The organism is uncultured Phycicoccus sp., assembly GCF_947495705.1.
Taxonomy (GTDB): Bacteria; Actinomycetota; Actinomycetes; order Actinomycetales; family Dermatophilaceae; genus Phycicoccus.
The window spans coordinates 137,837-164,203 of record NZ_CANLZR010000001.1; the positions used below are offsets into that span (position 1 = coordinate 137,837).

A 26,367-nucleotide genomic window follows, 5' to 3' on the forward strand; every position below is an offset into this window, starting at 1 on the left:
GGGTTGGCCTGATGGAGACGACCACGAAGACCGCCGCGGCGATGACCGCTGCCCACGTGACGTGCGACGCCGTCTGGATCGGCGCCAACACCGCTCACTCGGGCGATCTCGGTCAGGTCCAGGGGCGTGGTGTGTCCGCATTCGGCACCACCGCGCGTGACCGCGCCGACCAGGTCGGCGTCGTCGTCGCCGGCATCGACGCCCCGACCCAGGGATCCGTGTACCCCCGCCTCGAGGGGCCACCTGTCTAGCGCACAGGTCGCCCACCTCGAGGCCGCGGATCCCCACCGGGATCCGCGGCCTCTTTCGTTGTCCGAGGCGCCCCACCGCACAGACCACAGACCACAGACCAGCACCCAGCACGCGAGGACCACAGCGATGAGAACCAGGAGCGAGCGGACCGACCGCGACCGCCCACCCCATACCCCGCGCCCCACCGGGCGCGACGGAACCGACGAGCGCCACACCCGGCGCGCCGAGCAAGGAGGTGACACCCCGATGCAGCTGACCGAGCTTCTCGACCTGCACCACGGGTCCGCGACCCGCGGCGAGGCCATTCCGTGCCGTGAGAACGACGCCGAGCTGTGGTTCGCCGACACCCCGGACGGCGTCGAGTTTGCCAAGGCCCTCTGCCGGACCTGCCCGGTCCGCCAGACGTGCCTCTCGGGGGCCCTCGACCGGCGTGAGCCGTGGGGCGTCTGGGGCGGCGAGCTGTTCGTCCAGGGCGTCACCGTGGCGCGCAAGCGGCCCCGGGGCCGCCCCCGCAAGTCCGACGTCGCCGCGTGACCGCGGCGACGACCGACCAGACCTGATCGACAAGGAGAACGACATGTACCACCGACGGATGCAGCAGGTCCGCCGCGCTCTGCACCAGCGTCGCGTCCACGAGACGCAGCGCCGGCAGCAGGAGCAGGCGAACCGCGAGCAGATGCGCGCGGTCGTCCACACCATCGTCCGATGAGTGGGGGACCCCGCGACCGCACCGCCCCCGACGCCGCGTCGGGGGCGGTGCCCGCGTCGGGGCCCACCGCGGTCCCCGTCCTGCGGGCCCGCGACTTCTGGCGGGCCGTCGTCTCGGCCGCGCTGGATACGCTGACCCCATGGCCGCGCTGACGATCGCCCAGGACCCCGCCGCCGACGCCGTGCTCTCGGAGGACCCGTTCGCGCTGCTCGTCGGCATGCTGCTCGACCAGCAGTTCCCGATGGAGCGGGCCTTCGCCGGGCCCGCGAAGATCCTCGAGCGGTTCGGCACCCTCGAGCCGGGCGCCGTCGCGGCCGCCGAGCCCGAGGCCTTCGCCGACCTCTGTGCGACCCCGCCGGCCGTGCACCGCTACGGCCGGTCGATGGCCGGCCGCATCCAGGCCCTCGCGGTGGTCGTCCGCGACGACTACGACGGCGACGCCAGCACGCTGTGGAGCACGGCGGGCTCCGGGCAGGAGCTCGTCGCGCGGCTCAAGGCGCTGCCCGGGTTCGGCGACCAGAAGGCCCGGATCTTCGCGGCGCTGCTCGGCAAGCAGCTCGGCGTCCGGCCGGAGGGCTGGGCGGAGGCCTGCGGGGCGTACGCCGAGCCCGGGGCGTACCGCTCGGTCGCCGACGTCGTCGACGCCGACTCGCTGCAGAAGGTCCGGAACACCAAGAAGGCGGCGAAAGCAGCGGCCAAGGCGAAGGCCTGACGATGGGCGCGCCACAGGAGGACGAGCCCGCCCCGGTGTGCGCCACGTGCGGCGCTGTCCCGCCCGCCGACGAGGCGGCGCTGGCCCGGATCACCTGGTCCCGCGGCACCGAGAGCGGTCGCGAGGTGTGGACCTGCCCGGACTGCAGCCGCCGCCACCTGCGCAGCATCGAGGGCAAGCTCGACCCCACCTGGTGGTGACCGGCGAGCCGGGCGGGTCGGTGCTCAGGAGGTGCTGGGGTCCGGGGGGAGCCGCGACTCGTCGACGCCCGGCAGGTGGGCGCAGACCAGCTCGCGCAGCGGCACGGTGCCGCCGATCTGGCTGAGCACCCCGATGCCGCCGAGCCAGACCCGATGGATGAGGAGGTACTCGGGAGGCAGGTTGAGCTTGAGCCCCACGAGGAACTGCGGCCGGCGCGGGTCCTGGATCTTGGCGGCTGCCCCCCGCAGCCACTCCCGGGTGGGGGTGAACTGCTCGTGCAGGATCGGCTCGACGAGCGGGTCGAGGTACTCGACGAGACCCTGCGGGTCGATGTCGATGCCCCGCTTGATGAAGCCCTCGTGGCGCAGCACGTCGACGAGGCCTTCGCCGTCGCCGGAGAGGGCGGCGGTGAGGATGGCCCCCATCTCGGGCGGCAGGCCCTCGGGCAGCCGGTTGACGGCGCCGAAGTCGAGCACGCCCAGGCGCCCGTCGGGGGTGATCCGGAAGTTGCCCGGGTGCGGGTCCGCGTGGAGCAGCCGGGCGCGGTTGGGGGCGCGCAGCTGGAACTCGAGGTACAGGGTGGCCGCCTCGTCACGCTCCTCGGGGGTGCCGTCGGTGATGACCCGCGCCAGGGGGGTGCCCTCGACCCACTCGGTCACGAGCACCTGCGGGGACTCGACGAGGACGTCCGGGACGAAGACGCTGTCGTCGTCCCGGAACGCCCGGGCGAAGTGCCGCTGGTTCTTGGCCTCGAGCGCGTAGTCGAGCTCCTCGGCCATCCGGGCCCGCAGCTCGTCCATGATCGGCTTGACGTCGATGCCCGGGACCCAGGAGGCCGTGACCCGGGCCACCCGCGAGATCTGGTTGAGGTCGGACAGCAGCGCCTTGCCGGCGCCGGGGTACTGGATCTTGACGGCCACCTCGCGGCCGTCGCGCCACACCCCGCGGTGCACCTGACCGATCGAGGCGGCGGCTGCGGGGACGTCGTCGAACTCGACGAGCTTGGTGGAGGCCCAGCGGGGGCCGAGCTCCTCGGCGAGGATCCGGTGCACCCGGTCGGCACTCATCGGCGGCCCGGACTCCTGGAGCTTGGTCAGGGTCGCGCGGTAGGGACCCGCGAGGTCCTCGGGCATCGCGGCCTCCAGCACCGACAGGGCCTGGCCGAACTTCATCGCGCCACCCTTGAGCTCGCCGAGGACCGCGAACATCTGCGCGGCGGTGCGGGCCTGCAGCTCGGCGGCGACCGCCTCGGCCGGACGGCCGCCGACGCGCTTGCCGACGCCGAGGGCGGCCCGGCCGGCGTGCCCGAGGGGGAGGCCGGCGAGCCGCGCCGCCCGCGCGAAGGACGACCCGGGGATCTCCTTCTCGCGCTCGCTCACCCCACCATTCTCGCTGACGCGCACCCGCAGCCGGGACGAGAGCCCCAGACGCGGTGCGCCACGTCCAAGCCGCCGGCGCCGATCTCGGTGGAGATGCCAGCCGGCGAGGTGTCGCCACGGAGCACGGCGAGGGTGGTGACGGTGACGACGGCGGCGGCGAGCACCACCGCTCCGGGCGTCACCGGCTCGGTCCCGCCCGCCTCGCCGGCGTCGGGACGGGTCACGCAGGCCAGGCACGCGGACCGGCGTGGGACGACCAGGGGGCCGACGGTGAGATGGCCGCACCCCGCGACGAGCGGCAGCTGGGGGACGCGGTGTGCATGCCAGGGGGCGGCCATCGAGGGGGCACGGACCCAGGGTGCGGGCGCGTCGGTGGCGTGGTCGGCGACGAGGACGACGAGCGCGGGCGCCGCCCCGCCGCCGGCCATCTCGAGCTCTGCGGCATCCGCCGCGTGGGCGCCGCACCGGACGGTGACCCGCATCCGACGCAGCTGGGCCACGGTCTCGTCCGCCACCCGTCCCCAGCCGTCGACGACGACGTCGTGCTCCGTGCGCATCGGACCCCCTGCGGCTCGTCGACCGCGCCCCATCCTGCCGTCCCGGTCGGCGCGGCGGGCCGCTCATCCACAGCCCCCGGCAGCGACGAGGCCCCGGACCAGCGGGTCCGGGGCCTCGTCGTGGTTCGGGTGGTTCAGGCCTTGCCGAGGATGCGGTTGAGGTTCGTCCCGCACACGGGGCACTCGCCCTTGGCCATCCGGCGGCCGTTCTCGGAGATGACGACCCTGCCCTCGGCCTCGCGCTTCTCCTTGCACTTCACGCAGTAGAACTCGCCCTTGTAGGTCTCATCAGCCATCGAACACTCCTTGTCGCCGGTGCTGGCCCCGCCCTCACCGGGTGATCTGCCGCTGGTGCGGCGTGGACCTGCCCACACTAACGGCGGGTCGCCGCGGAACGACCCGCCGCGCGGACGGCCTCGCGGCCCGGTGGCGCCACAGGGGCCCCGTGGGCCACAAGGCCCACATCAGCCACCTCGGGGCGCGTAGGATCCGGCCTGTGGCGACTCCGGACGTCGAGGTCCGCCGCAGTCGGCGACGCCGCCAGACGGTCAGCGCGTACCGCGACGGCGGCCGCACCGTCGTGCTCATCCCCGCCTCGTTCAGCGCGGCCGAGGAGGCGCACTGGGTCGACCGGATGCTCACCCGCCTCGCCCGGGGCGACGAGCGCCGCGCCCCCAGCGACGACCGGCTCGCGGCCCGCGCGGCCCGGCTGTCGGCCCGCTACCTCGGCGGCCACGCCCGGCCCCGGTCGGTGCGCTGGGTGTCGACGATGGACCGGCGCTGGGCCTCGTGCACGCCGTCGACCGGGGCCATCCGGGTGTCGGACCGCCTGCAGGACGTGCCCGACCACGTCCTGGACTACGTGCTCCTGCACGAGCTGGCGCACCTGCTCGTCGCGGGTCACGGCCCGGCGTTCTGGCGGCTCGTCGGCTCCTACCCCAAGACCGACCGGGCGCGCGGCTTCCTCGACGGCCTCGCCCATGCCGCCGGGCTGCCGCCGTCAGACGATGTCGACGACGCGCCGGGCGAGGTCGACCAGGGGTGACAGCTCGGCCCGGGTCCCGGCCGGCAGCGCGTCCACCGGCCACCACCGCACGTCCAGCGACTCCGCGCTGACCTGCGGCTCCGCCCCGGTCTCGGCGACCGCGACGAACCGCACGTCGAGGTGCTCACGGCAGTGCGCGAAGTCCCCGACGAGGACGTGCCGGTCGAGCTGCACCGGGTGGGGGAGCGGCTCGAGCGAGGCGATGCCCGACTCCTCGCGGGCCTCGCGGCGGGCGGCGGCCCACAGTGACGCGTCGCCCACCTCGAGGTGACCCCCGAACTGGAACCAGGCGCGGGCCCGGCGGTGATGGGTCAGGAGGACCCGCTCGGCGTCGGCGTCCAGGACGAGGCACGAGGCGGTCAGGTGGGCCGGCGGCCCGGCCTTCGCGACGCCGTCGGGGTGCGCGACGAGGAAGTCGAGGTAGGCGCTGCGCAGCGCCTCCTGGCCCGCGTCGGGGGCCCGCCACCCGCGCAGGACCCGCGCCGCGTCGCCCCGCAGGTGCTTGAAGGAGCCCGCGACGTCGAGGACCTCGGTCACGTCTCGGTGTCGCCGCGCAGCAGGGCGTCGAGCTCGGCGTCGAGGTCGTCGCGCGCCGGCGCCGACGAGCGTTCCACGTAGCCGAGCGGGTCGTTGAGGTCCGCGGCCGACGGCGCCAGGTCGGGGTGGCGCCACACGGCGTCGCGCGCCGCGGGGCCGCCGGAGTCGGCGAGGGCACGGAACAGGTTGGCCGCGTCGCGGAGCCGGCGAGGCCGCAGCTCGAGCCCGACGAGCGCCTCGAACGCCTTCTCGGCCGGCCCGCCGGAGGCCCGGCGCCGGCGCACGGCCTCACCGAGGGCCGCCGCGGCGGGGAGGTGGTCGGCGACCGCCTGCTCGGTGACGACGTCGACCCAGCCCTCGACGAGGGCGAGCAGGGTCTCGAGCCGGCCGAGCGCGGACTGCTGGGCGGCCGAGGGCTGGGGGGCGAACATCCGCCCCTGCAGTGCCTCCTGGACAGCCTGCGCGTCCGAGGGGTCGATGGAGCGCACGGCCTCCTCGATGGCGGCGGTGTCGATCGTGATGTCGGCCGCGTAGTCGCGCACCGCCGCGAGCAGCCCCGGGGCCAGCCACGGGACGGCCTCGAACAGCCGGACCCGCGCGACCTCGCGGACGGCGAGGTAGAGCCGGGTCTGGGGCTCGTCGACCTCGAGGCCCTCGGCGAGCTCGCGGACGGCCTGCGGCATGAGGGCGACGTCCGGCGGGGCGACGAGCGGCAGCGACACCTCGCACCCGGTGAGCACCTCGCCGGCCAGCGTCCCGACCCCCTGGCCGAGCTGCATCGAGAACATCGACCCGTGCATGCGCCGCAGCATCGGCCCGGCCTGGTCGAGCATGCCCTCCATCCCCGGCGGGAGGGCGCCCTCGGGCAGGTCGCCCAGCTGGCGCTGCATCGAGGCGGTCACGGCGTCGGTGACGCCCTCGGCGACGGGCTCGACGAGGTCGGCCCACACCGGCATCGTCGCCTCGACCCATTCGGCGCGGCTCCACGCGGTGCCCCGCAGCGCGGACGCGGCGAGGTCGGTGGCCTCGTCGAGCCACAGGCCGGCCACGTGGACCGCCTCGCCGGCGTCCCGCCGGTCGGCGTCGGTCGCGAGGACGTCACCCGCGGCGGCGACCGTCTTGCGGGCGATGTCGGTGCCGAGGGTCGTGTCGACGGCGGAGTCGCCGGCCGGGGCGGCGAACATCGCCTGCACCTGGCCCATGACCATCTGGAGCATCTGGGGGTCGACCTGGTCCAGGCCCATGCCGCGGACCATCGCCGCCAGCTGGGGGTCGATCTCGCCGCCGCCGGTGAGGCCGCGCAGCATCTGCTCGAGCTCGGGGGGCAGGTCGGGGGTCTCGTCGTCGTCGGCGTGGTCGGTCACGGCCGGTCTCCTGCGCGTCGGGTGCGATGATGTGCTTCGTCTGTACCCAACCACGGCCGCGCGTGAATCGTTCCGGCGGCCGCCCCCGAGGAGCTCCATGTCCACCGATGACGCCGGTGTCGGCCTCGTCGCCGTCCGCGCCGAGCCGCTGTCCGTCGACGAGGCGCTGAGCGCCGTCCGGCACCCGGCCTGCGGCGGGGTCGCGCTGTTCGTCGGGCTGGTCCGCGACCACGACCACGGCGACGTCGTGACGGGTCTCGACTATGCCGCGCACCCGACGGCCGAGGCGACGATGCGGGAGGTCTGCGACGAGGTCCTCGCGTCCTCGGACGCCGTGCGGGTGGCCGCCGTCCACCGCACCGGGACCCTCGCGGTCGGCGACATCGCCGTCGTCGTCGCCGCGGCCGCGCCGCACCGGGGCCAGGCGTTCGACGCGTGCCGCGCGGTCATCGACACCCTCAAGGCGCGGACCCCCATCTGGAAGCACCAGCAGCTCGGTGACGGCTCGGCCGAGTGGGTGGGGATGCCGTGAGCGGTCTACCCCGGGGGGACCTGCGCCTGGACGGCGACGTCGAATCCGGCGAACCGGCTGCCGGACGCCGACGCCCCCACCGCGCCGGCCGGGCGGCCGCCGCGGCGCTCACCGCGACCTTCGTCCTCGTCATCCTCGCCGCCGGCCTGACGTTCGTCGGGCTGCCCTACGTCATCCTCTCGCCGGGTCCGGCGACGAACATCCTCGGCGAGGTCGACGGCAAGCCCCTCATCGGCGTCGACGGGGCCCGGACATACCCCACCGAGGGCGCCCTCGAGTTCACCACCGTCGCGTTCGACGGCGGCCCGGGGCGGCGCGTCACGGTCTACGACCTGCTCGAGGCGTGGCTGCGCGACGACGTCGACGCCGCCCCGCAGGAGTACTACTTCCCGCCCGACGTCTCCGAGGACGACGTCGAGGCCGAGAACGCCGAGCTGATGAACGAGTCCCAGGTCATCGCCGCCGCGACGGCGCTGCGGGCCCTCGGCCGCGAGGTGCCGATGGCGGTCGGCATCGCCGGGGTCCCCGCCGACGGCCCGGCCGACGGGATCATCGAGAAGGGCGACGTCATCCTCGCCGTCGACGGCACCGAGGCGGCCGACCCCGCCGCGGTCCGCGCGGCGGTCCTCGCCCACGAGCCGGGCGAGGACGTGCAGGTGCGGCTCCGCCGGGACGGGCAGGAGCGCACCGTCACGGTCCGCGCCGGTGACGCGGAGGGCCGGGCCGTCATCGGGGTGCTCCTGCGCACCGAGTACGACCTGCCCATCGAGGTGACGATCAACACCGGCCGCGTCGGCGGGCCGTCCGCGGGGCTCATGTTCAGCCTCGCGATCTACGACGTCCTGACGCCGGGGGCCCTGACCGGCGGCAAACAGATCGCGGGCACCGGCACGATCGAGGACGACGGCAGCGTCGGGCCGATCAGCGGCATCCGGCAGAAGCTCGTCGGCGCGCGCGAGGCCGGTGCCGAGTGGTTCCTGTCCCCGGCCGACGACTGCGCCGACGCCGTCGGTCACGTCCCCGAGGGGATGACCCTGGTCAAGGTCACGACCTTCGAGGACGCCCGCACCTCGGTCGAGGCCATCGCCGACGGGGACACCGCGGACCTGCCGCAGTGCGACTGAGCCCGCCGCCCCGACGTCAGTCGAGCGTGGCGCGCAGCGCGTGGACCAGCCCCGGCGCGATGTCGTCGCCGAGGGCGACCCGGTCGTCGCTGTCGTGGGCCCGCTGACGCAGCAGGCAGCGCGCGGCGCCGTCGCGGGTCACGGCGACGACGAGCCGCACGTCGGCCCGGTCGGGGTGGGCCGCGATGGACTCGAGCGCGGCTTCGGGGTCCTCGGGCAGGTCCCGCTCGGCCGCCGGCGGCACCACGATCCGTTCGACGGCCAGCGCGCACCCCGCGACCTCCGGCGGCCAGGCGATGCGGCCGAGGAGGTCCTCGACGCCGTCGGCCTCCGGCAGCTCGTCCTGCTCGACCGCCGACAGCGCGCCGGCGGCGGCGTCGTGCGTCGCGAGCCCGCCGGCCAGCTGCGGCTCGTGGACGAGCAGCTCGGCCGTCGGCACGAGCGCGAAGAGCCGCACCGGCTGGTCCCAGCCGGCGCGGGCGACGTGCCGTTCGGTGTCGAGGGCGGCCAGGGTCAGAGGGTCGGTGACCGGGGTGGGGTTCTCACTCACAGGCCCCATGGTGCCCGACCGAACCTTCGCCCCCGTTCAGGCGTTCAGGTGTGCGAGGTAGGTTGACGGTCCTGCCGCATGACGACCCCGCATCATCGGGACGAGGAGAGCTGTGAGTCGCTCGGAATGGTTCGACGGCCCCAACGGACCCCAGGGGCCCGGTGGCGACGGCCCCGGCGCCGACGGCCCCGGCGCCGAGGGCGACGACGGTCGCAGTGGGGGTCGGCCCCCGACCCTCGTGCGCCGCCGACGTGGCCCCCTGCTGCCGACCCTGCTCGTGCTCGGTGGTCTGGCGATCGTCTCGGGGATCATCGCCGACCTCGTCACCGACGTGTGGTGGTACGACTCGGTGGGGTTCCGCGGGGTGTTCCTCACCCAGTTGAGCGTCAAGGTCGTCATCTTCCTGGTCGCGGGCCTGCTCACCGGGGGCGCGGTCGCCGCGAGCCTCGTCATCGCCTACCGCACCCGCCCCATCTACGTGCCGGTCACCCCGGCCCAGCAGGTCCTCGAGCAGTACCGGCAGGCCATCGAGCCGCTCCGCCGTCTCGGGGTCATCGCCATCCCGGTCGTCCTGGGGCTGCTCGCCGGGTCGGGGGCGATGGGCTCCTGGAGCACCTACCTGTTGTGGATCAACGGCGGCAGCTTCGGCGTCGAGGACCCGCAGTTCGGTCTGGACGTGGGCTTCTTCGTCTTCACCCTGCCGTGGCTGCGGTTCCTCGTCAGCTTCATCACCGTCGTGCTCGTCCTGGCCTTCCTCGCCGGCGCCTTCACGCACTACGTGTACGGCGGGCTCCAGCTGCCGGGGCGCGGGCCCTCGACCCGGGCGGCGTACGTGCATCTCGGGGTGCTCGGCGCGCTCATCGCCCTGACCCGGGCGGGCTCCTACTGGCTCGACCGCTACTCGCTGTCGACCGAGAAGGGCAGCCTGATCACGGGCATCACCTACACCGACGCCAACGCGGTCCTGCCCACGAAGGCGATCCTCGCGGTCGCGGCCGTCATGTGCGCGGGCTTCTTCCTCGCCGCCATCTGGAGCCGCAGCTGGCGTCTGCCCATCACCGGCGTAGCGCTCCTCGTCGTCACCGCGATCCTCGTCGGCACCGCCTACCCGGCGCTCATCCAGGCCCTGCGGGTCCGCCCGTCGGAGCGGTCCCTGGAGGCCGAGTACATCGGGCGCAACATGAAGGCCACCAACGCGGCGTTCGGGCTCGACCGCGTCGAGCGGATCCAGAACACGGTGCCCGAGGAGCAGCCGAGCGAGGACTCGCTGCGCGCCGACGCCGAGGGCATCCCCGGGGTGCGCATCATCGACCCCAACGTCGTGGCCCCGACCTTCCGCCAGCTCGAGGGCGAGCGTGACTTCTACGCCTTCCCCGACACCCTGGACGTCGACCGCTACACCATCGACGGCCGGGTCAACGACGCCGTCGTGGCCGTGCGCGAGATGAACCTCGACGGTCTGCCCGACAGCCAGCGCAACTGGATCAACGAGCACACCGTCTACACCCACGGGTACGGCTTCTACGCCGCCTACGGCAACCGGCGCACCGCCGAGGGCGACCCGGTGTTCTTCGAGGGCGGCACCCGCAACCTCCTGGGGGAGTACGAGCCCCGGGTCTACTTCGGCGAGCTCTCGCCGCAGTACTCCGTCGTCGGGGCCCCCGACGGCGCCGAGGCCCGTGAGTTCGACCGGCCCGGCAGCACCGAGGGCGCCTCGCTCAACAACACCTACGGCGGCGGCGGCGGGGTGGCGGTCGGGTCCTTCCTGCGGCGCGTGGCCTACGGGCTCAAGTACCGCGAGGCCAACTTCCTCCTGTCCGACGCGGTCAACTCGGAGTCGCGGATCCTGGACCACCGCAGCCCGAAGGAGCGCGTCGAGCGGGTCGCGCCGTGGCTCCAGCTCGACGGCAACGTCTACCCGGCGGTCGTCGACGGCAGGGTCCAGTGGATCGTCGACGGGTTCACCACGTCGGCCTCCTACCCGAACAGCCGACTGCTGGACCTCGCCAGCGCGACGTCGGACTCGGTGGCCCAGCGCTCCAACGTCGTCCAGGTGCGGACCGGAGAGGTCAACTACATCCGCAACGCCGTCAAGGCGACCGTCGACGCGTACGACGGCAGCGTCAACCTCTACGGCTGGGACACGAGCGACCCGCTGCTCGAAGCGTGGAGCAAGGCCTTCCCCGGGTCGGTCCGACCGATCTCGGAGATCTCCGGTGAGCTGATGTCGCACATCCGCTACCCGCAGGACTTCCTCAAGGTCCAGCGCGACCTGCTCAACGAGTACCACGTGACGACCGCCGACGACCTGTACACCGGCAACGACCGCTGGCGCGTCCCGCGCGACCCGTCGCTGTCCACCCAGGACATCCCCGTCGTGTTCCAGTCGATCGCGCTCCCGGGGGAGGACCAGGCGTCCTTCTCCATCACCTCACCGTTCGTGCCCGCGAGCAACAACGAGGGCGGCCGCGAGATCCTGCGCGGGCTGCTCGCCGTGGACGCCGAGGCGGGGTCGACGGCCGGGAAGCCGGCGGAGAACTTCGGCAGGCTCCGGCTCGTCGAGTACTCCTCGAACCAGGCGCCGTCCGGTCCCGGCCAGATCCGCAACCAGATCCAGAACGCGACGATCCGCTCGCAGAACCCGGCGGAGCAGCTGAGCCTGGCGCAGTACATCACCAACAACTCCGGTCAGGGCAAGACGCTGACCTTCGGCAACCTGCTGACCTTCCCACTGCAGGGGCGCACGTTCTACGTCCAGCCGATCTACGTCCAGGCGTCGGGCGGCTCCGGGTCCTTCCCCCAGAACAAGGTGACGGCCGCCGTCTACGGCAGCCGGGTCGCGTGGGGCGACACCCTGGAGCAGGCCATCACCGGGCTGTTCGGCGAGGGCGCGGACGACGGCGGAGGGGACGGTGGCGAGACCCCGCCGGGCGAGCCCACGGACCCCAGCGGCACGCTGGAGCAGCAGCTGGCGCAGACGATCGCCGAGATCCAGGCCGCCTACGCGGCGGGGCAGACGGCCCTGAGCAAGAGCGACTTCGCGGCCTACGGCCAGGCCCAGCAGCAGCTCGCCGCGGCGATCGAGAGGGCCAACCAGCTCGCGGCCCAGCTCGGGGCCCCGGTGCCGGCCACCCCGTCGCCGGCGCCGTCGCCGACGGCGACAGCGGGCTCGGGGTAGCCGATTTGAGTCCTGGGCCCGTCCTCGCGTAGGGTTCAGGACATACCGAGCGCGGCCGTCAGGCCGTGACTCACCACGACGCGGGGTGGAGCAGCTCGGTAGCTCGCCGGGCTCATAACCCGGAGGTCGCAGGTTCAAATCCTGCCCCCGCTACTGAACGAGAAGGGCCCTGCCGGCAGCTGCCGGCAGGGCCCTTCTCGCGGTGGCGGGCGGCCGAGGCGGCGCCGGTCGTTCCCCCGGAATGCGGCGCCGACCCGGCCGCGCTACCGTGGCCGCGCCGGGGGGTACCGGCACGGACCGGTGCATCTGCACCACGAGAACTGGGGGAAGCACAATGCGCACGACCATGCGTTCGACCATCCGCACCTTCGCCGGCGCCACCGCCGTCGCCGCGCTGGCACTCACCGGCTCCGCGGTGCTGGCCGCACCCGCACACGCGGCGACCTCGCCCGCCGGCTGCGGCACGCCCCACGAGGTGAACCGCAAGGCCATCATGTACGGCGTCGGCTCGTCGTCGTGGCGCGTCGGCACGCTGACCCAGTACTGGGGCTGGTGCAACTCCGAGCTGCGGAACTGGGCGCACGTGCACTTCTCGGAGGGCAACTCGGCCTTCGGCGTCAAGCTCGGCATCCAGACCCGCGACGGCGTCAAGCACGGGGTGAAGACCGTCGACAGCGGCCGTGACTTCACCTCCAAGCCCACCGCCACGATGAACCGCGACACCAGGGCGTTCGTCGACGGCACCTTCTGGAACGGTGGCGTCGCCTCGCTCGACTTCCAGACGACCGCGTGGAGCGGCTGACCTCGTCGCTACCTGGCTCGCGGGTCGCGGGTCGCGGTCATGCGTCCCGCGCCCGGAGGACCTCCACGAGGGTGTCGAGTCCGTGGCGCAGGCACTCGTACCCGTCGACGCCCAGCTCGGCGACCATGAGCTCGTCGATGCCGAGAATGTGCGCCCGGCCGGTGCGTACCTGCGCGAGCCCTGCCTCGGTGTAGGTGATCAGCTTGGCCCGGCGGTCGTGTGGGTCGGGCCTCATCTCCAGCACTCCCTGGTCGACGAGCTCGCGGACGACCTCACCCATCGACTGCCGGGTCACGCCCGCTCGTTCGGCGAGATCGGCCGTCCGCGCGCCGGCGAGCGGGAGGGTGGCGAAGAGCGCGTTGTGCGCCGGCTTCGCCCCGTCGTAACCCGCGTCCCGGGCCTGACGCACCACGTCGGACTGCAGCTCGCGGTTGGCGCGGTGGATGAGCACCATCAACGGGGTCTCGTGCGACCGGGGGGCGACGCGGCTTGACATCTGTAAGGGAACCTTCCATAATACGACAGGTTTCCTTACAGTATCAGGAGGACCACCGTGACCGTCCTCGTCGTCGGCTCCGGTCCGGCCGGGCTCGCACTCGGCGCGGCGCTCACCGGTCGCGGTCATCACGTCATCGCCGTCGACCGTGACCCCGGCCCCACGTCCGCGGGCTGGCGACGCCGGGGAGTCATGCAGTTCCTGCACGCGCACAACTTCCGCCCTCAGGTGGGCAAGCTCCTGTACGCGGAGTGGCCGACCGCCTATGACGCGTGGCTGGCGCTCGGCGCGACGCCCGTCGACCAGGCGGTGCTCTCCCGCAGATCGACCCTCGAGCGCGCGCTCCGGACGGCTGCCCGCGAGCACCCCGGGCTCGAGCTGCGCACGGGCCACGTCGACGGCCTGCTCATCGAGGGCGGCCGGGTCCGCGGGGTCGTCGTGGACGGCTCGCGGGTGACCGCCGACCTCGTGGTCAACGCGTCCGGGCGGGCGAGCCGGGTGGTGTCCCGCCGCGGCGGCGACGGCGGCGCCACGCGGCTCGACGGCGACTGTGGGCTGGCGTACATCGACCGGACCTACCGGCTCACGCCGGGGGCGGAACCGGGGCCCATGAACACCCCGCTCGGCTTTCTGGGTGAGTTCGACGGTTACCAGTGCCTCGTCTTCCTCCACGAGCGCGGGCATTTCTCCGTGGTCCTGGTCCGGCCCACGGCAGATGCCGCACTCTCGATGCTGCGCGTGCCCGCCGCGTACGAGGCCGCCTGCGCCGCCATCCCGGTCCTGGCCGAGTGGACCGACCCCGGACGGGCCGTCCCGACCTCCGAGGTCCTCGTGGGCGGCGCGCTGCGCAACGTCTACCGCAGCCAGAGCACGACCCCCGGGCTCGTCACCGTCGGCGACGCGGTGGCCACGACGACCCCGACACGCGGCCGAGGCGTGGCGATGGCCTGCATGCAGATCGAGGCGCTGCTCCGGCTCCTTGACGAAGGTGCCGACCCGCTCACCGTGGCGGAGCCCTTCGACACGTGGTGCGAGACGAACATCGAGCCCTGGGTGGCCGATCACGTCGACATCGACGGCGGCATGGTGAAGCGCTGGCAGGGACACGACATCGATCTCACCCGCCCGCTCACCTCGAACCTGATCGCCGACGCGGTGCAGGCGGAGCCGTCGATCGGGCGCTACGCCGGCGACTACTTCGCCATGACCGGGCTCCCGGCCACGCTCCGCCCGGCCGAGCCGCTGGCCCGTGCCGTCTACGAGACCGGATGGCGCCCTCCGCTCGCCACCGGCCCGAGCCGTGACGAGCTCGTGGAGGTCATCGAGCGGAGCACGGCGGCACCCTGACCCGCCGGCGCGGATTATCGAGCGGCCGCTCTTCGTTGCACCACGCGTGACTACCGACACCGGCCGCAAGCACCGCATCGTCGTCATCGGATCCGGCTTCGGAGGGCTGTTCGGCACGCAGGCGCTCAAGCGCCGCGGCGACGTCGAGATCACGCTCGTCGCGCGGACCGCCCAACATCTCTTCCAGCCGCTGCTCTACCAGGTGGCGACGGGGATCCTCTCCGAGGGGGAGGTCGCCCCGAGCACCCGCGAGGTCCTCGCCCGGCAGAAGAACGCCCGGGTCATCCTCGGCGACGTGACCCGCATCGACCTCGACCGCCGCACCGTCACCTCCGAGGTCCTCGGCACCGAGACCGTGACGCCGTACGACACCCTCCTCGTCGCCGCCGGGGCGGGCCAGTCGTACTTCGGGAACGACGAGTTCGCCGAGTACGCGCCCGGCATGAAGTCGATCGACGACGCGCTCGAGCTGCGGGGCCGGATCTTCGGCGCGTTCGAGCTGGCCGAGCTCGCGACGACCGAGGAGGACGCCCGGCGCGCCCTGACCTTCGTCGTCGTCGGTGCCGGCCCGACCGGGGTCGAGATGGCCGGCCAGATCGCCGAGCTCGCCCGGCGGACCCTCAAGCACGACTTCCGCAGGATCGACCCCACCCAGGCGCACGTGATCCTCGTCGACGCGGCCGACACGGTGCTGCCCACCTTCGGCGAGCGGCTCGGGGGCGCCGCCCGCCGTCGCCTCACCGAGATGGGCGTCGACGTGCGCACCGGCACCATGGTCACCGGCGTCGACGGCTCCGGCATCGAGGTCAAGGACCGGAACGGCGGGACGACCCGGATCGAGGCTCTCACCAAGGTGTGGGCGGCCGGGGTGCAGGCGAGCCCCCTCGGCCGGCAGCTCGCGGACCAGTCCGATGCCGAGCTCGACCGCGCCGGACGGGTCAAGGTCAACCCCGACCTCACCCTGCCGGGCCGTCCGGAGGTCTTCGTCGTCGGCGACATGATCGCCCTCGACGACCTGCCCGGGGTCGCCCAGGTCGCGATCCAGGGCGCCCGGTTCGCGGCGAAGGAGGTGACGAACCGCCTCGACGGCAAGCCGTCCCAGGGGCCGTTCGAGTACTTCGACAAGGGGTCGATGGCCACGGTGTCGCGGTTCAGCGCGGTCGCCTCCATCGGACGCCTGCGCTTCCACGGCTTCATCGCGTGGGTGCTGTGGCTCGCCGTGCACCTCGTCTACATCATCGGGTTCAAGAGCCGGGTCACCACCCTGCTCCACTGGGTGGTCAGCTTCCTCGGGCGCGGCCGGGCCGAGCGGGTCGCCACGGAGCAGCAGGTCTTCGCGCGGCGCGCGCTCCGGCAGGTCGGCGACGAGGTCCGCCCGGGCGGGCGCGACGCATCCTGACCTGGCCGGACCTGTCCGACCCGGGACATCGCTCGCCGCCGGACCGTAGGGTGACGCCCATGCCGCTGGACTACCCCATCCATCGACGCACGCTGCCCAACGGGCTCCGGGTCGTCGTCTCGCCCGACCACACCGTCCCGAACGTCACGGTGAACATCTGGGTGGGCGTGGGCTCCCGCCACGAGCAGGCCGGGCGCACCGGCTTCGCGCACCTCTTCGAGCACCTCATGTTCCAGGGGTCGCGGGCGGTCCGCAGCGGCGAGCACTTCGAGGCGCTCATGGCCGAGGGCGGCCGGCTCAACGCCACCACGTGGTTCGACCGCACCAACTACTTCGACACCGTCCCCACCGGTGCCCTCGAGCTCGCCCTGTGGCTCGAGGCCGACCGGCACGGCCACCTCCTCGACGCCGTGACCCAGGAGAACCTCGACAACCAGCGCGACGTCGTCAAGGAGGAGAAGCGCCAGCGGTACGACAACCAGCCGTACGGCAACGCGCTGACCGACCTGTACGCCGCGGTGTTCCCCGCGGGCCACCCGTACCACCACCCGACCATCGGGTCGATGGAGGACCTCGACGCCGCGAGCCTCGAGGACGTCCACGCCTTCTACCGCCGGTACTACGCCCCCGACAACACCGTCCTCACCCTGTGCGGCGACATCGAGCCCGACGCCGGGTTCGCCCTCGTCGAGCGGTACTTCGGCGACCTCGACGCCCGGGCCCAGGCGCCGCGCCCACCGGTGCCCGCCCTGCCGCCGCTCGAGGCGCCGGTGCGGGTCGAGCGGCGCGACCCCGTCCCCAACGACCGGCTCCACATCGGCTTCCGGCTGCCGCCCGACGGGTCCGACGAGCTCGTCGCCGCGACCGTGGCGCTGGACTGCCTCGGCGGGCTGTCGAGCTCGCGGCTCGTCCGGCGCCTGGTGCGCCGCGAGCAGACCGCCGTCGGCGCGCACGCCACCGCCTGGGGCTTCATCGACGGGGTCTCGCTCGGGTTCGTCGTCCTCGACGTGGCGCCCGGGGCGGACCCCGACCTCCTCGAGTCCGCGCTCCTCGAGGAGCTCACCCGGCTCGCGGAGGAGGGCCCCACCGCGGCCGAGCTCGAGGCCTCGCTCGCACAGTCCGAGCGCGCCTGGCTCTCGGCGCTGGCCAGCCAGGAGGACCGGGCCGACCTGCTCAGCAGGTACACCTGCCTGCACGACGACCCCGACATCGTCAACACCTACCTCGACCGGGTGCGCGCGGTGACCGCCGAGCGGGTCGTCGATGTGACCCGCCGCTGGCTCACCCCCGACGCGCGCGCGGTCGTCGCCTACCTCTCGGCCGACCAGGTCAGGGACGAGGCCGTCGCATGACCACCCGTCCCGCGGTCGCGCCGCCGCCCGTCTGGGCGTTCCCCGCACCGGAGGAGCACCTGCTGGCGAACGGGCTGCGCGTCCTGCTGCACGACCTGCCGGGCCAGTACGTGCTGTCGATGCGCATCGTCGTCCCGGCGCCGCTGGCGGGGGAGGCCGACGGCAAGGAGGGCGTGTCCGCGATGACGGCGCGCCTCCTCGACGAGGGCACCGCCCGGCACGGCGCCGAGGAGTTCGCCGAGCTCATGGAGCGGCACGGCATGGCCCTCGGCGCGGGCGTGTCCGACGGTGGGCTGCTCGTCGACCTCGACGTGCCCCAGGCCCACCTGGCCACCGCCGCCCACCTCGTCCTCGAGGCGCTCGCCGAGCCGGTGTTCCCGGAGGCCGAGGTGCGCCGGATCCTGCGCACCCGGGTCGCCGAGATCGAGCAGGAGCGCGCCTCCGCCGCCCACCGGGCCGCCCGCGAGCTGGCGCGGACGATGTGGGACCCGGCGGACCGCGCGTCGCGCCCCGCCGCGGGCAGCGTCGCCTCGATCACGGGGCTCACCCGGGACGACATCGTCGCCCACCACGCCCGAGCCATCGGGCCGCACGGTGCCACCGTCGTCCTGGCCGGTGACCTCGCGGGGGTCCCGGCCCTCGAGGTCGTCACCGAGTCGCTGGGCTCCTGGCGCGCCTCCACGCACGTCGCGCCCGCTCCCGCCGCGGCCCCGACCCCCGCGGCGGACCGCGTCCGGGTCGTCGTCGTCGACCGGCCGGGGTCCGTGCAGTCCGAGATCATCGTCGGATGCCCCGGCCCCGACCGGAACACCCCGCACGGGTGGGCGCCCCACCCGGTCCTGTCCTTCCTCGTGGGCGGCTCCCCGAACGCCCGCATCGACGCCGTCCTTCGGGAGGAGAAGGGCTACACCTACGGGATCCGGTCCTCGTTCCGGCCGCGGGTGGCCGGCGGGCTGTTCCTCACGTCCGGGTCGGTGCGCACCGAGGTCACGGGCGAGTCGGTGGAGCTGCTCCTCGGCATCCTCGACGGTGCCCGCGACGGCTTCAGCGCCGAGGAGCTGCGCACCGGCGTCGACTACGTCGCCAAGACCGCCCCGGGGCGCTACGCGACGGCCGACGCGGTGGCCGACGAGACCGCGGCACTCGCGCTCGAAGGGCTGCCGCTCGACTTCACGACCCGCAACCTCGACGGGGTCCGCGCGCTCACCAGGGAGGACCTCGATGCCGCGTACCGGCGGACGGTGACGGGGGAGTGGAGCGTCGTCGTCGTCGGGGACGCCGCCACCGTCGTCCCCGAGCTGGAGCGCCGACTGCCCGGGCCGGTGACGACGGTTGCCGTCTGAGCGCGCCGTGCCGCGCGAGGCCGCCGTCGTCGGCTCCCCGATCGGCGACCTGGAGGTCGTCGTGGAGTCCGGCGCCGTCGTCGCCATCCGGTTCGACGCGACCGCTCCCGGGACGGCCGGTCCGTCCGCTGACCCGGTGCTGGGTGCGGCCGTGGCCCAGCTCGCCGAGTACTTCGCCGGCCGGCGCCGGGGCTTCGACCTCCCGCTCCGACCCGCCGGCACCGCCTTCCGGCAGCGGGTGTGGGCCGAGCTCGCCACCATCCCGTGGGGCACCACGACCACCTACGGCGCGATCGCCGCACGGCTCGGACTCCCGCCCGGGGCGTCGCGCGCCGTCGGGGCCGCCAACGGGGCCAACCCGATCCCGGTCGTCCTGCCGTGCCACCGGGTCGTGGGCAGTGACGGCACCCTCACCGGGTACGCGGGGGGCCTCGACCGCAAGGCGACGCTGCTTCGCCTCGAGCACGTGGCGACCGCAGCGGACCAGGACGCGCTCTTCTAGCCGCCGAGGCGCGCCAGGACCTCGTCGTGCAGGAGCCCGTTGGTGGCCACCGCGTTCCCGCCGAACGGCCCGTCGCGGCCGTCGAGCGAGGTGAAGCGGCCTCCCGCCTCGGTGACGATGGGGACCAGGGCCGCCATGTCGTGCAGGGCCAGCTCGGGCTCGGCGGCGATGTCGAGCGCGCCCTCGGCGAGGAGCATGTAGGACCAGAAGTCGCCGTACGCGCGCTCGCGCCAGCACGCCCGCGCGAGGTCGAGGACGGCGTCGAGCCGGCCGACCGCGTCCCACGAGGTCATGCTGGAGATGGACATCGACGCGTCGGCGAGCCGGGAGACCCCCGAGACGTGGATCTGCTTGGCGCTCGTGAGGCTGCGCCCGGCCCAGGCCCCGGACCCCAGGGCCGCCCACCACCGCCGGCCGAGGGCCGGTGCCGCGACGAGCCCGATGACCGGGGCCCCGTCGTCGACGAGTGCGATGAGGGTGCCCCAGACCGGGACGCCGCGGACGAAGTTGTGGGTGCCGTCGATGGGGTCGATGACCCACTGGCGGCTGCCGGAGCCGGTGTTCGGCATCTCCTCGCCGATGACCGCGTCGCGGGGACGGGTGCGCTTGAGCTGGGAGCGGACGAGCTCCTCGGCGTCGCGGTCGGCGTCGCTGACGAGGGTGAGGTCGGGCTTGGTCTCGACGCGCAGGTCCTCGGCGCGGAAGCGCCCGATCGTGACCCGCTCGACCGCGTCGGCGAGGACGTGGGCCAAGCGGAGGTCGTCGTCGTAGCCGGGCACGCGCCTCACCGTACCGGCTGCGGCCGAAGATCTTGCGGCCCCGGCGTCGATCCGGTCGCGCTTCGGTCACAATCGGGTCTCGGCGCGCCGAGGAACTTCCCTGGAGCCGTCGCGTGGGCTTAGGTGGACCGAGCACGCCCACTGTGGCGTCGCGCCGGGTTGCACCCGATCGGGGGCACCTCATGGAGATGGCCATCCGACAACGGATGGCATGACCACATTCACGTAGGAGGACATCCATGCGAGGAACCACTCGCACGGTCGCCGTCGCGGCCATGTCTGCCGTTGCTCTTCTCGCCGCCGGGTGCGGCGGGGGCAGCAGCGACGACAACACCACGCCCGCGGAGGGCCAGGCCGGCGGCGAGATCACCGTCTTCGGCTGCAACCCGCAGAACCCGCTCGTTCCGCAGAACACGGGTGAGACCTGTGGCGGCGACGTGCTCGACCAGGTCTTCTCGAAGCTCGTCCACTACGACGCCGACACGGCCAAGCCGGAGAACGACCAGGCGGAGTCGATCGAGACCGAGGACAACCAGAACTTCACCATCAAGGTGAAGCAGGGCATCAAGTTCCACGACGGGACCGAGCTCAAGGCGAAGAACTTCGTCGACGCCTGGAACTACGCCGCGTACGGCCCCAACGGCATGTACAACGGCTACTTCTTCGAGCCCGTCGAGGGCTTCGGCGACCTCCAGTGCACCGGTGACGGCGACGACCCGTGCGCGGGCGACGGCAAGCCCTCGGCCGAGACGCTCACCGGTCTGGCCGTGGTCGACGACTACACCTTCACCGTGAAGACCACCGAGAAGGTCTCGAACCTCCCGGTCCGGCTCGGCTACACCGCCTTCGCGGCGCTGCCCGACGCCTTCTTCGCCGACCCCGAGGCCTTCGGCGACAAGCCGATCGGCACCGGCCCCTACAAGCTGGACGCCTGGAACAAGGAGCAGTCGATCGTTCTCTCGAAGAACGCCGACTACGCGGGCGACTGGGCCGGCAAGGTCGACAAGATCACCTTCAAGATCTACCAGGAGGTCGACCCGGCGTACAACGACGTCCTCGCCAACAACCTGGACATCGTCACCTCGATCCCGGCCAGCGCCCTGATCGACGACAAGTACAAGTCGGACCTCCCTGAGCGCAACGCCCAGAAGGAGACCGGCGTCATCCAGACGATCACCTTCGCGCCGACCAAGGTCGACCCGAACTACGCCGACCCCAAGGTCCGCGCAGCGATCTCGATGGCGATCGACCGCGAGACGATCAACCAGCAGATCTTCAACAACACCCGCGTCCCCGCGACGGGCTGGGTCTCCCCGGTGGTCGACGGCTACAAGGCCGACCAGTGTGGCGAGAACTGCGTCTACGACCCCGAGAAGGCCAAGGCCCTGCTCGACGAGGCCGGCGGCTTCAAGGGTGACAAGATCACGCTGTCCTACAACGCGGACGGCGGCCACAAGGAGTGGACCGAGGCCACCTGCAACAGCATCAAGCAGGCTCTCGGTGTCGACTGCGTCGCGACCGGTGTCGTCGACTTCGCCACCTTCCGCGCCCAGATCGGCGACGAGAAGATGAAGGGCATGTTCCGTACCGGCTGGCAGATGGACTACCCGTCGATCGAGAACTTCCTCGCTCCGCTCCTCAAGACGGGCGCGTCCTCGAACGACGGCAACTACTCGAACCCGGAGTTCGACAAGCTGCTCGACCAGGCCGCTGCGGCCACCGACGAGGCCGAGGCCAACTCCCTGTACCAGCAGGCTGAGGCTCTCCTCGCGGCGGACATGCCGCAGATCCCCATGTACTACGGCAAGACCACCATGGGTTGGTCGGACAAGGTCACCGGTGTGAAGATCACCGCCTTCGGGACGGTCGACTACACGCAGGTCTCCCTCAAGTGAGGTAGGGGGACCGACAGGTTCCCCGCCCACGCACGAGCCGTCGGCCTGTCAGCCATCCGCTGGCAGGCCGACGGCCGTGCCCGGGCCGTGGAGGACGCATCGGGCGCGCCCCGGTGCACCGCACGGCCCCGCATGGTTTAGGTTCATCACCGGTACATCCGTCCCCGCCGCCGTAGACGCTGGTGGCCAGAGAACTCAGGAGGTGACGTGGGCACCTACATCCTCAGACGGGTTCTCCAGATGATCCCGGTCCTGCTCGGCGCGACGTTCCTCATCTTCGCGATGGTCTTCGCCCTCCCGGGCGACCCGCTGGCCGGCAAGTGCGGCGAGCGCCCGTGCCCCGCGGCCTACGCGGCCGCGTTCGAGGAGAAGTACAACCTCAACGACCCGCTGCCGATCCAGTACGGCAAGTACATCGGCAACCTCGCCCAGGGCGACTTCGGCGAGACCTACAACGGGATCAAGGTCTCCGAGCAGCTCAAGGAGCGCTACCCGGTCACGGCGAAGCTCGCGTTGATGGCGATCCTCATCGAGACGATCATCGGCATCATCGCCGGCGTCCTCACCGGGATCAGGAAGGGCGGGTTCCTCGACAACCTGGTCCTCGTCTCGACGCTCGTCGTCATCTCGATCCCGATCTTCGTCATCGGCGGTCTCGCGCAGTACTTCCTCGGGGTGAAGTGGGGCCTTTTCCCGGTCACCGTCACCTCCGGTGAGGCCACCGTCTACCAGCTGCTGCTGCCCGCGATCGTCCTCGGCTCGCTCTCGGTGGCCTACGTCGCCCGGCTCACGAGGACCAACCTCGTCGAGAACCTCCGGTCCGACTACGTGCGCACCGCGATCGCGAAGGGCCTGACCAAGCGCCGCGCGATCGGCCTGCACGCCCTGCGCAACTCGCTCATCCCCGTCATCACCTTCATCGGTTTCGACTTCGGTGCTCTGCTCGGTGGCGCGATCGTCACCGAGAGCATCTTCAACATCCCGGGCGTGGGCGGCTACATCTTCCGCTCCATCCGCTCGCGTGACGGTGCGTCGGTCGTCGGCGCGGTGACGGTGCTCGTGCTCGTCTACCTCGTCGTCAACCTCATCGTCGACCTTCTCTACGGCCTGCTCGACCCGAGGATCAGCCATGACTGAGGCAACCGTCGCGGAGACCACCGCGCCCTCCGACCCGCACGACACCAGCGACGAGGGTGAGGTCCGTTCACTCGCCTCCGACGCGTGGCGTGCCATGCGCCACAACCCGCTGTTCTGGGTGTCGGCGGCGATGATCCTCGTGTTCGTCCTCATGGCGGCGTTCCCGAGCCTGTTCACCCGCACCGACCCCAACTTCGCCGTCCTGGCCGAGTCGCGCTCCAAGCCCGGTGAGGGCACGTGGTTCGGCCGCGACCTGCAGGGCTACGACATCTACGCGCGCTGCATCTACGGGGCTCGCGCGTCCATCCTCGTCGGTCTCTTCACGACCACCGGCACGGTGCTGGTCGGCGGCACGATCGGGATCATCGCCGGCTACATGGGCGGCTGGGTCGACTCGCTGCTCTCGCGGATCGGGGACGTCTTCTTCGCGATCCCGCTGCTGCTCGGCGCGATCATCTTCCTCGTCTCGCTGCCGGAGTTCTTCAACAACAACTACCTGCTCGTCGTGCTCAAGGTCGTGGTGGCGCTCGTCGTCCTCGGCTGGCCCAGCCTGGCCCGGCTCATGCGGAGCAGCGTCATCCAGGTGAAGCCGAACGACTACGTGCAGGCCGCCCGCGCGCTGGGCGCGAGCCCGCTGCGCGTCATCGGCTCGCACATCCTCCCGAACGCGCTCGCCCCGATGATCGTCGTCGCGACGATCAACCTCGGTGCCTACATCGCGGCCGAGGCGACCCTGTCCTTCCTCGGGATCGGCCTCCAGGCTCCGGCGATCTCCTGGGGCATCGACATCAGCTCGGCGATCGTCGGCCTGCGGACCACGCCGCACATGCTGTTCTTCCCGAGCCTGTTCCTGTCCCTGGCCGTCCTGGCGTTCATCATGCTCGGTGATGCCGTGCGTGACGCCCTCGACCCGAAGAACCGGTGACGACCATGACGACGCAGAGCACGAAGACCAGGTCCCAGGGGGAGTTCACGTACACCCCCGAGGACGGCAGGCTGCTGGAGGTGGAGGACCTCTACGTCGAGTTCCACACCGCCGACGGGGTCGCTACGGCCATCAACGGCGTCTCGTTCGAGCTCAACCAGGGCGAGTCGCTCGCGATCCTCGGGGAGTCCGGGTCGGGCAAGTCCGTGACGGCCCAGGCCATCATGGGCATCCTCGACATGCCGCCGGCGGTCATCCCGCAGGGCCACATCCGGTACTGCGGCCAGGACCTGCTGACCATGGACCCCGAGCAGCGTCGCAAGACGCGTGGCCCGGAGGTCTCGATGATCTTCCAGGACGCGCTCTCGGCGCTGAACCCGGTCTTCCCGGTCGGCTGGCAGATCGCCGAGATGTTCCGCACCCACCGGGGCATGAACAAGTCCGACGCGCTGGAGCAGGCCGTCCGGCTCATGGAACGGGTGCAGATCCCCGGCGCCCGGGACCGGGTCAAGGCCTATCCGCACCAGTTCTCCGGCGGCATGCGCCAGCGCATCATGATCGCGGTCGCGATCGCCCTCGACCCCGCGGTGCTCATCGCGGACGAGCCGACGACCGCCCTGGACGTCACCGTCCAGGCCCAGATCATGGCGCTGCTCGAGGAGCTGCAGGAGGAGCGCCAGATGGGGCTCATCCTCATCACCCACGACCTGGGTGTCGTCGCCGACGTCGCGGACCGCATCGCGGTCATGTACGCGGGCCGGCTCGTCGAGAAGGCGGAGGTCACCGACCTCTACGCGAACCCGGCGCACCCGTACACCCGCGGCCTGCTGGAGTCGATCCCGCGCCTGGACCAGAAGGGCCAGACGCTCGCGGCCATCGGTGGGCTGCCGCCCAACCTCATGCGGATCCCGCCGGGCTGTCCGTTCAACCCCCGCTGCCGGATGGCGCAGGACGTCTGCCGGACGGACCTGCCACCGCTGCGCGAGGTCGCCCCCGGCCGGCTGTCCGCCTGCCACTTCGCCGAGGAGGTCATCGATGCCTGAGGTCGTCCTCAGCGCGCAGAACCTGGTCAAGCACTACCCGATCAAGAAGGGTGTGCTGCGCCGCACCGTCGGGCACGTCAAGGCCGTCGACGGGGTGACCTTCGACCTGCACAAGGGCGAGACCCTCGGCATCGTCGGGGAGTCGGGGTGTGGCAAGTCCACCCTCGGCCGCCTCCTCATGCGTCTCGAGGAGCCCACGTCGGGCTCCGTGGCGTTCGAGGGCCAGGACTTCTCGGGGGCCTCGGCCCGCGACACCCGCCGGCTGCGCCGCAACATCCAGATCGTCTTCCAGGACCCCTACACCTCGCTCAACCCGCGGATGACCGTCGGCGACATCGTCGGGGAGCCCTTCGAGATCCACTCCGACGTCGTGCCCAAGGGCGGGCGGCGGCAGCGGGTCCAGGAGCTGCTCGACCTCGTCGGGCTCAACCCCGAGCACATCAACCGCTACCCCCACCAGTTCTCCGGTGGCCAGCGGCAGCGCATCGGCATCGCTCGCGGCATCGCGCTCAACCCGAAGGTGCTCATCTGCGACGAGCCGGTGTCGGCTCTGGACGTGTCGGTGCAGGCGCAGGTCATCAACCTCATGGAGAAGCTCCAGGACGAGCTGGGGCTGGCGTACGTCTTCATCGCCCACGACCTGTCGGTCGTCCGGCACATCTCCGACCGGGTCGGGGTCATGTACCTCGGCCGGCTCGCCGAGATCGGCGAGGAGGACGAGATCTACTCCCGGCCGACGCACCCGTACACGCAGGCCCTGCTGTCCGCGGTGCCGGTGCCCGACCCGACGCTGCGCGGCAAGCGGGAGCAGATCGTCCTCGAGGGCGACGTGCCGTCCCCGGCGAACCCGCCGTCCGGATGCCGCTTCCACACCCGGTGCTGGAAGGCGCAGGACGTCTGTACCACCGACGAGCCCGACCTCCAGCCGCGGCCCGACGGTGCGGGCGAGCACCAGTCGGCCTGCCACTTCGCCGAGCCCCGCGCCATCGTCGAGACCAAGGACGTCAGCAACCTCCAGCACGACGCCCGGTTCGCCACGACGAAGGTCGAGGAGCTCTCGGAGGCCGGGGACACGCCGGTGCCCGACGACCGCTCGACGCCGGCGCGCGCCGAGGCGATGGACCCCACCGCCGAGCAGCCGCAGGACACCACCCGCGTCGTCGAGGACCCGACCGACCGACCGCGCTGACGCGGCGACCGTGCCGCA

The 26,367-nt window shown here is 72.5% G+C and carries 29 protein-coding genes and 1 tRNA gene; 22 read left to right on the plus strand and 8 right to left on the minus strand.

Annotated features, from left to right (window positions below; all coding sequences use genetic code 11):
• Nucleotides 1–11 precede the first annotated feature (11 nt).
• The 6 genes from Q0963_RS00660 to Q0963_RS00685 all read left to right on the plus strand — a co-directional run bounded on the left by Q0963_RS00660 (nt 12) and on the right by Q0963_RS00685 (nt 1,873).
• Nucleotides 12–251: a hypothetical protein gene (locus tag Q0963_RS00660; protein WP_299440967.1), complete on the plus strand. Its 240-nt coding sequence runs from the start codon at nt 12–14 to the stop codon at nt 249–251.
• A 247-nt stretch (nt 252–498) separates the two neighbouring features.
• Entirely contained in the window at nt 499–786 is a 288-nt protein-coding gene (locus tag Q0963_RS00665; protein ID WP_299442410.1) for a WhiB family transcriptional regulator, read from the plus strand.
• 43 nt (nt 787–829) lie between these two features.
• A complete protein-coding gene (locus Q0963_RS00670; protein ID WP_299440970.1) occupies nt 830–961 on the plus strand; it encodes a hypothetical protein in 132 nt (43 codons plus the stop codon).
• On the plus strand, nt 958–1,113 hold the full coding sequence (locus tag Q0963_RS00675; protein ID WP_299440973.1) for a hypothetical protein: 156 nt from the start codon (nt 958–960) through the stop codon (nt 1,111–1,113). The genes Q0963_RS00670 and Q0963_RS00675 overlap by 4 nt, the downstream gene beginning before the upstream one ends.
• Entirely contained in the window at nt 1,101–1,673 is a 573-nt protein-coding gene (locus Q0963_RS00680; protein WP_299440976.1) for an HhH-GPD-type base excision DNA repair protein, read from the plus strand. Before Q0963_RS00675 ends, Q0963_RS00680 begins: the two co-directional genes overlap by 13 nt.
• A gap of 2 nt (nt 1,674–1,675) precedes the next feature.
• The gene (locus tag Q0963_RS00685) at nt 1,676–1,873 is read left to right on the plus strand and encodes a hypothetical protein (RefSeq protein WP_299440979.1); all 198 of its coding nucleotides are present in this window, start codon (nt 1,676–1,678) and stop codon (nt 1,871–1,873) included.
• A gap of 24 nt (nt 1,874–1,897) precedes the next feature.
• Here Q0963_RS00685 and Q0963_RS00690 read toward each other — a convergent pair whose 3' ends face one another.
• The 3 genes from Q0963_RS00690 to Q0963_RS00700 form a co-directional block, all read right to left on the minus strand.
• Nucleotides 1,898–3,253: an AarF/ABC1/UbiB kinase family protein gene (locus tag Q0963_RS00690; RefSeq protein WP_299440982.1), complete on the minus strand. Its 1,356-nt coding sequence runs from the start codon at nt 3,251–3,253 to the stop codon at nt 1,898–1,900.
• Nucleotides 3,250–3,810, minus strand: a complete 561-nt coding sequence (locus Q0963_RS00695; RefSeq protein WP_299440985.1) for a hypothetical protein — start codon at nt 3,808–3,810, stop codon at nt 3,250–3,252. Before Q0963_RS00695 ends, Q0963_RS00690 begins: the two co-directional genes overlap by 4 nt.
• 134 nt (nt 3,811–3,944) lie before the next feature.
• Nucleotides 3,945–4,106, minus strand: a complete 162-nt coding sequence (locus Q0963_RS00700; RefSeq protein WP_299440988.1) for a DUF5679 domain-containing protein — start codon at nt 4,104–4,106, stop codon at nt 3,945–3,947.
• 200 nt (nt 4,107–4,306) lie between these two features.
• Here Q0963_RS00700 and Q0963_RS00705 point away from each other — a divergent pair, with 200 nt between their 5' ends.
• The gene (locus Q0963_RS00705; RefSeq protein ID WP_299440990.1) at nt 4,307–4,855 is read left to right on the plus strand and encodes a M48 family metallopeptidase; all 549 of its coding nucleotides are present in this window, start codon (nt 4,307–4,309) and stop codon (nt 4,853–4,855) included.
• On the opposite strand, the gene Q0963_RS00710 is transcribed toward Q0963_RS00705, so the two are convergent.
• Together Q0963_RS00710 and Q0963_RS00715 are read right to left on the minus strand one after the other, a co-directional pair.
• The gene (locus Q0963_RS00710; RefSeq protein WP_299440992.1) at nt 4,811–5,392 is read right to left on the minus strand and encodes an NUDIX hydrolase; all 582 of its coding nucleotides are present in this window, start codon (nt 5,390–5,392) and stop codon (nt 4,811–4,813) included. The two genes, Q0963_RS00705 and Q0963_RS00710, sit on opposite strands and share 45 nt — an antisense overlap.
• Nucleotides 5,389–6,756, minus strand: coding sequence for a zinc-dependent metalloprotease (locus Q0963_RS00715; RefSeq protein ID WP_299440995.1), 1,368 nt, complete (start codon nt 6,754–6,756; stop codon nt 5,389–5,391). The genes Q0963_RS00710 and Q0963_RS00715 overlap by 4 nt, the downstream gene beginning before the upstream one ends.
• 97 nt (nt 6,757–6,853) lie before the next feature.
• Between Q0963_RS00715 and Q0963_RS00720 the strand changes: the two genes are divergently transcribed.
• Together Q0963_RS00720 and Q0963_RS00725 are read left to right on the plus strand one after the other, a co-directional pair.
• Nucleotides 6,854–7,288, plus strand: a complete 435-nt coding sequence (locus Q0963_RS00720) for a molybdenum cofactor biosynthesis protein MoaE (RefSeq protein ID WP_299440999.1) — start codon at nt 6,854–6,856, stop codon at nt 7,286–7,288.
• On the plus strand, nt 7,285–8,412 hold the full coding sequence (locus tag Q0963_RS00725) for a PDZ domain-containing protein (protein ID WP_299441002.1): 1,128 nt from the start codon (nt 7,285–7,287) through the stop codon (nt 8,410–8,412). The genes Q0963_RS00720 and Q0963_RS00725 overlap by 4 nt, the downstream gene beginning before the upstream one ends.
• Nucleotides 8,413–8,428: 16 nt before the next feature.
• Here Q0963_RS00725 and Q0963_RS00730 read toward each other — a convergent pair whose 3' ends face one another.
• Nucleotides 8,429–8,971, minus strand: coding sequence for a PPA1309 family protein (locus Q0963_RS00730; RefSeq protein WP_299441005.1), 543 nt, complete (start codon nt 8,969–8,971; stop codon nt 8,429–8,431).
• Between the two features lie 103 nt (nt 8,972–9,074).
• On the opposite strand from Q0963_RS00730, the gene Q0963_RS00735 reads away from it, so the two are divergent.
• The 3 genes from Q0963_RS00735 to Q0963_RS00745 all read left to right on the plus strand — a co-directional run bounded on the left by Q0963_RS00735 (nt 9,075) and on the right by Q0963_RS00745 (nt 12,942).
• On the plus strand, nt 9,075–12,140 hold the full coding sequence (locus Q0963_RS00735) for a UPF0182 family protein (RefSeq protein ID WP_299441008.1): 3,066 nt from the start codon (nt 9,075–9,077) through the stop codon (nt 12,138–12,140).
• 79 nt (nt 12,141–12,219) lie between these two features.
• Nucleotides 12,220–12,293: transfer RNA gene (locus tag Q0963_RS00740), tRNA-Met, on the plus strand.
• A 193-nt stretch (nt 12,294–12,486) separates the two neighbouring features.
• Complete coding sequence (locus Q0963_RS00745; protein WP_299441012.1) at nt 12,487–12,942, plus strand: hypothetical protein; 456 nt, start codon at nt 12,487–12,489, stop codon at nt 12,940–12,942.
• A 37-nt stretch (nt 12,943–12,979) separates the two neighbouring features.
• Here Q0963_RS00745 and Q0963_RS00750 read toward each other — a convergent pair whose 3' ends face one another.
• Nucleotides 12,980–13,438: a MarR family winged helix-turn-helix transcriptional regulator gene (locus tag Q0963_RS00750; RefSeq protein WP_299441015.1), complete on the minus strand. Its 459-nt coding sequence runs from the start codon at nt 13,436–13,438 to the stop codon at nt 12,980–12,982.
• 57 nt (nt 13,439–13,495) lie between these two features.
• Between Q0963_RS00750 and Q0963_RS00755 the strand changes: the two genes are divergently transcribed.
• Genes Q0963_RS00755 through Q0963_RS00775 form a run of 5 tightly spaced genes read left to right on the plus strand, consistent with a single transcriptional unit; the run spans nt 13,496 to nt 19,381 of the window.
• Nucleotides 13,496–14,785 (plus strand): FAD-dependent monooxygenase, encoded by a 1,290-nt coding sequence (locus tag Q0963_RS00755; protein WP_299441018.1) that lies wholly within the window; start codon nt 13,496–13,498, stop codon nt 14,783–14,785.
• Nucleotides 14,786–14,831: 46 nt separating this feature from the next.
• A complete protein-coding gene (locus Q0963_RS00760; RefSeq protein WP_299441021.1) occupies nt 14,832–16,184 on the plus strand; it encodes an NAD(P)/FAD-dependent oxidoreductase in 1,353 nt (450 codons plus the stop codon).
• Nucleotides 16,185–16,243: 59 nt separating this feature from the next.
• Nucleotides 16,244–17,536 (plus strand): pitrilysin family protein, encoded by a 1,293-nt coding sequence (locus Q0963_RS00765; protein ID WP_299441024.1) that lies wholly within the window; start codon nt 16,244–16,246, stop codon nt 17,534–17,536.
• Nucleotides 17,533–18,879, plus strand: a complete 1,347-nt coding sequence (locus tag Q0963_RS00770) for a pitrilysin family protein (protein WP_299441026.1) — start codon at nt 17,533–17,535, stop codon at nt 18,877–18,879. Before Q0963_RS00765 ends, Q0963_RS00770 begins: the two co-directional genes overlap by 4 nt.
• Nucleotides 18,880–18,886: 7 nt before the next feature.
• Complete coding sequence (locus tag Q0963_RS00775; protein ID WP_299441029.1) at nt 18,887–19,381, plus strand: methylated-DNA--[protein]-cysteine S-methyltransferase; 495 nt, start codon at nt 18,887–18,889, stop codon at nt 19,379–19,381.
• Here Q0963_RS00775 and hisN read toward each other — a convergent pair.
• Nucleotides 19,378–20,160 carry a histidinol-phosphatase gene (hisN, locus tag Q0963_RS00780; RefSeq protein ID WP_299441032.1) on the minus strand — a complete coding sequence of 261 codons (783 nt, stop codon included), beginning with the start codon at nt 20,158–20,160 and terminating at the stop codon, nt 19,378–19,380. The genes Q0963_RS00775 and hisN overlap by 4 nt on opposite strands.
• 239 nt (nt 20,161–20,399) lie before the next feature.
• Here hisN and Q0963_RS00785 point away from each other — a divergent pair, with 239 nt between their 5' ends.
• From Q0963_RS00785 to Q0963_RS00805, 5 genes are all read left to right on the plus strand, one after another.
• Complete coding sequence (locus tag Q0963_RS00785) at nt 20,400–22,055, plus strand: ABC transporter substrate-binding protein (protein ID WP_299441035.1); 1,656 nt, start codon at nt 20,400–20,402, stop codon at nt 22,053–22,055.
• A gap of 207 nt (nt 22,056–22,262) precedes the next feature.
• Nucleotides 22,263–23,192 carry an ABC transporter permease gene (locus Q0963_RS00790; protein WP_299441040.1) on the plus strand — a complete coding sequence of 310 codons (930 nt, stop codon included), beginning with the start codon at nt 22,263–22,265 and terminating at the stop codon, nt 23,190–23,192.
• Nucleotides 23,185–24,117 (plus strand): ABC transporter permease, encoded by a 933-nt coding sequence (locus Q0963_RS00795; protein WP_299441043.1) that lies wholly within the window; start codon nt 23,185–23,187, stop codon nt 24,115–24,117. Before Q0963_RS00790 ends, Q0963_RS00795 begins: the two co-directional genes overlap by 8 nt.
• Before the next feature lie 5 nt (nt 24,118–24,122).
• Nucleotides 24,123–25,160: an ABC transporter ATP-binding protein gene (locus Q0963_RS00800; protein ID WP_299441047.1), complete on the plus strand. Its 1,038-nt coding sequence runs from the start codon at nt 24,123–24,125 to the stop codon at nt 25,158–25,160.
• Complete coding sequence (locus tag Q0963_RS00805; protein WP_299441050.1) at nt 25,153–26,349, plus strand: ABC transporter ATP-binding protein; 1,197 nt, start codon at nt 25,153–25,155, stop codon at nt 26,347–26,349. Before Q0963_RS00800 ends, Q0963_RS00805 begins: the two co-directional genes overlap by 8 nt.
• The last annotated feature ends 18 nt before the right edge of the window (nt 26,350–26,367 follow it).